4 protein-coding genes are annotated in these 3,525 nt (G+C 42.6%); 1 reads left to right on the top strand and 3 read right to left on the bottom strand.

Going from position 1 to position 3,525, the window contains the following annotated elements; all coding sequences use genetic code 11:
• Positions 1-270 precede the first annotated feature (270 nt).
• Positions 271-378 (bottom strand): photosystem II reaction center protein PsbM, encoded by a 108-nt coding sequence (gene psbM / locus IM322_RS05405; protein ID WP_012267682.1) that lies wholly within the window; start codon positions 376-378, stop codon positions 271-273.
• Positions 379-630: 252 nt separating this feature from the next.
• Between psbM and IM322_RS05410 the strand changes: the two genes are divergently transcribed.
• Entirely contained in the window at positions 631-753 is a 123-nt protein-coding gene (locus IM322_RS05410) for a hypothetical protein (protein ID WP_256378251.1), read from the top strand.
• Between the two features lie 998 nt (positions 754-1,751).
• Here the strand turns inward: IM322_RS05410 and IM322_RS05415 are convergent.
• On the bottom strand, positions 1,752-2,078 hold the full coding sequence (locus tag IM322_RS05415) for a hypothetical protein (protein WP_287676345.1): 327 nt from the start codon (positions 2,076-2,078) through the stop codon (positions 1,752-1,754).
• A gap of 150 nt (positions 2,079-2,228) precedes the next feature.
• A complete protein-coding gene (locus tag IM322_RS05420; protein WP_287676346.1) occupies positions 2,229-3,347 on the bottom strand; it encodes a universal stress protein in 1,119 nt (372 codons plus the stop codon).
• Positions 3,348-3,525: the final 178 nt, after the last annotated feature.

Consider the following 3,525-nt stretch of genomic DNA (forward strand, 5'->3'; position numbering starts at 1 on the left):
ACCAGTTTTGAGGTGGCCAATTACCTAATTTTCAGGGAAAAAGTGCCTAAATTTCCCCCCGATCACTCCCATATCCAGTACTTTTTAAGTTCCAAAAGGTCTAAAAGTCTTACCCAACAAGGTTTTTAGCTTTATTCAGCAAACCCTAACTATAGGCTATTTTGGATCAGGTGACGAAACTAGCATTTTCTCCTAATTCAAGCGAAAAAACCCCGCATGACTTCAAGAAATCACCGGGGTTTTTAGGAAGAATAGGGATAGGGAAGGAATTTAACCCTCGGTTTCCTGTCTGGTTTGGATAAACAGAATCAAGAGGAAAACGGTGGGGACTAGGACGAATAGGATACTAGCGATAAAGCCGAGATTATTTACTTGCATGAGTTAACTCCCTCTGTGACAACGGATTTACATTAAAGATTAACTCCTAGAATATCATCCCAGAGAAGCCAAGGCGTTGCTGATTTGAGAGGGGAAGTGGGAAGTGGGAAGTGGGGGAGTGGGGAAGTGGGGAAGTGGGGAAGTGGGGAAATTTCAACTAAAACCCTAAAACCCTAAAACCCCAACCCCCAAAACCTCAAACCTGTCTCCCGTCTCCTGTCTCCTGAATAATGACTCCCCAAAACGAAAACTTTGTACCTCACCATTAAGATAACTGCTGTAGATGCGGTATTAGCGATCGCAAAAGCAACGAGTTCTATTCAGATTTTACCGGTTTATTTTCGCTTGATCGCCGGTTACGATTGGCAATTCTAGAAAAGAAAAGTTTTTGATGCGTTACGGCAATATTAAGATCTTGATTATTCCTCTAAAAGTAAGAGATTGCCTAATGGGACTTAAACAAAACCTAAGACAAAAATAGCTTCAAACCCATACAGGGAGATGACTTAAGTTCAAACAACACTCAATCCAGTCTTCTTGAGGGTTTCAGTCATTTTTTCCCTATTTACCTCTTTCCCTTATCCAGAGGATTTTTCAGTGCTTTTTTGGCTCAAAAAGTGTCTAAGTACCACTAACTTAATATTTTTCAAAAATCTTGTATTTTTTTACAGAACATATTTTCCTATCTTTAAGTTATAGCAGTTTTCATCAGAATGAGGCATGGGCAAGAGGCTTAAGCCCCTTGTTGGCAAAACTTGTCCATACCTCAGTAACGTGAAAAGCACTATAAATAATGTTTATCGACAAAATCGGTAAGTATACGATTAAATTCAATATCCGCTTCCACTCTTACTCTTTTATAATCTTCTTTAAGCTGCTTTATTTCTTTTGTAAGATACCTTGTTATCGGCACAATTAGCCAATTAGAGATTTTAACAACAGAGATAATAGTTAGGGTCTGCTGAATAATGGTAAAACCCTTTTAAAATAAGGCTTTTGACCTGTTAAAATCCGATGTTCATGCTGCGAAAATAGGATTGGGACATTCAAAAACCTTGCATTATTCTTTTCGTAGTACAAAACTGGTACAAAAACCAAGGGCAACAAAGCCTGAAACGACCGACGACCGACGACCGACGACCGACGACCGACTCCTAACCCCACCAATACACTTTTTCAGCAAACCCTAGTTAAAACGGTAAATGAGACAAAAATGAGAATCCCTAAATTGCCTAGAGATAAACAGATTCCTAAAAGTAAAGCTAGAGGAAATAGACTGAGACATTCACAATTAATCATCACATTTTTTGAGGATGTTACAGATAATTTTTGTAGCTCTTTTTTTCAGCTTTCTTTTTCAAATTCTGCGCTTTCTATTCCGCTTGAGATGGCAAATTTAAGTAGGGAGAAACTTCAACCATAAAATCATTGATATATAATCTATCTCTTGCTAAAGATAAATCAAGTGTTTCCTGAGTTAAATGCTTGATAATTTCAAGAGTTTTATATACGTCTGCCGCTTTCCAAGTAGTGCCACAATCAAGACAGGCGTTAACATTTCTATCTTCTCCAGTGACAGCACCCACCGCACCACCAACCACACCAAATAAAGCCCAACCTGCTGCCGCCCTTCCCCGATTAACATTGGTTTCTCGCTGTAACTGAATATGATTAGAACCACAGTTAGGACAATTAGCCATGGTAAATATCCACCTGATTGATTAGCTTCTTGTCTTATGATGCCCATAAAACTTATTTAAATAACAGTTGGACTTAAAATCTTGAAACCTGTTGCTGGTAGAAGGAAAATTCTTTCACCAGCACTTCGTTGGTAAATAGCGGAGCGGTGGTTATCTTTTCGTCCCCTTAGCTCGCGAATTTTTAATCGGTACTTTTGGTTCGGTGGCGATGATGTGAAGATCGATATTTTTCTGCCAGATCAGGCGCATGAGTTTTTGGGTGAAAGAACCTTTGATTAAATGCTTCCAGCGCGATTGAAGGCTCTCCCCGATCACGATCTGGGTAATTCGTTCGCGCTCGGCCACCTCGGCGATCGCTTCCGCCACCTGATAGCTTTTAACCCGTAAGAATTTCCCCTCGAATTCCCGACATAAACGTTCGCAGGTTTCGATATGTAAAGCCTCCTCTTTGGTGAGAAAGCGATCGGGGTTATCGACGAAAATCACGAAAAATTCCGCGTTCATATACCCCGCTATCCGCGCTCCCCGACGTAATAATCGTAAAGAGTTTGGATAGGTGGAAATACAGACTAATACCCGTTCGTGAACGGGACAGGATTGACCGATGAATTTGGTCGAATTACTCGCTTCTTCTTCTACCGTATCGGCCACTTCGCGCAGGGCGAGTTCCCGTAGGGCGATTAAATTGCGCCGTTGAAAGAAATTATTTAAAGATTGTTGGATCTTTTCGGGAGCGTAGATTTTTCCCGCTAATAATCTTTCCTCTAGGGTTTCGGGAGTAACATCTACCACGATCACTTCATCAGCTTCCTCCAAAATTCGATCGGGTATTCTCTCCCGAACCACCACCCCGGTGATTCGGGCGACCAGATCGTTTAAACTCTCGATATGCTGGATATTCACTGTAGAGTAAACATCGATTCCCCGGGATAAAATTATCTCCACGTCCTGAAAGCGTTTCTCTCGCTCCGAACCAGGCGCGTTCGTGTGGGCTAATTCATCGATCAGACACAGCTGCGGCGAGCGGGCGATAATCGCTTCCGTATCCATTTCCGAGAGAGTGAATCCCTCTTTCTCTAGGATTTTTCTCGGTACGATTTCCAGTCCCTCGGCTTTTTCGGCGGTCTCTTTCCTGTCGTGGGTTTCAAGAAGTCCGATCACCACGTCGGTTCCCTGCTTTCTGAGGCTATGCCCCTCCTCCAGCATTTTGTAAGTTTTCCCGACCCCCGGGGCCATGCCGATAAAAATTTTATGTCTTCCCCGTCGCACGCTCGTCTCCTTTTTGGCAACTTCCCTTACAGATTAAGTTGACATCCTCACCGCCGTAAAACGGACGGTGATTCCCAAACCTCACGATTTGGGTTTCTGCTTCTTTCCCTTGCGGGGTTCCGCACCTGCCTTAACAGATTTACTCTGTTCTGGTCTTATGGTCGCTCTACAGACTGAC

It is taken from the genome of Microcystis sp. M109S1, assembly GCF_020247025.1.
Taxonomy (GTDB): domain Bacteria; phylum Cyanobacteriota; class Cyanobacteriia; order Cyanobacteriales; family Microcystaceae; genus Microcystis.

Coding starts and splice junctions, on each gene's coding strand:
- IM322_RS05415 (WP_287676345.1), bottom strand. CDS start 2,078: ATGGCTAATTGTCCTAACTGTGGTTCTAATCATATTCAGTTACAGCGA.
- psbM (WP_012267682.1), bottom strand. CDS start 378: ATGCAAGTAAATAATCTCGGCTTTATCGCTAGTATCCTATTCGTCCTA.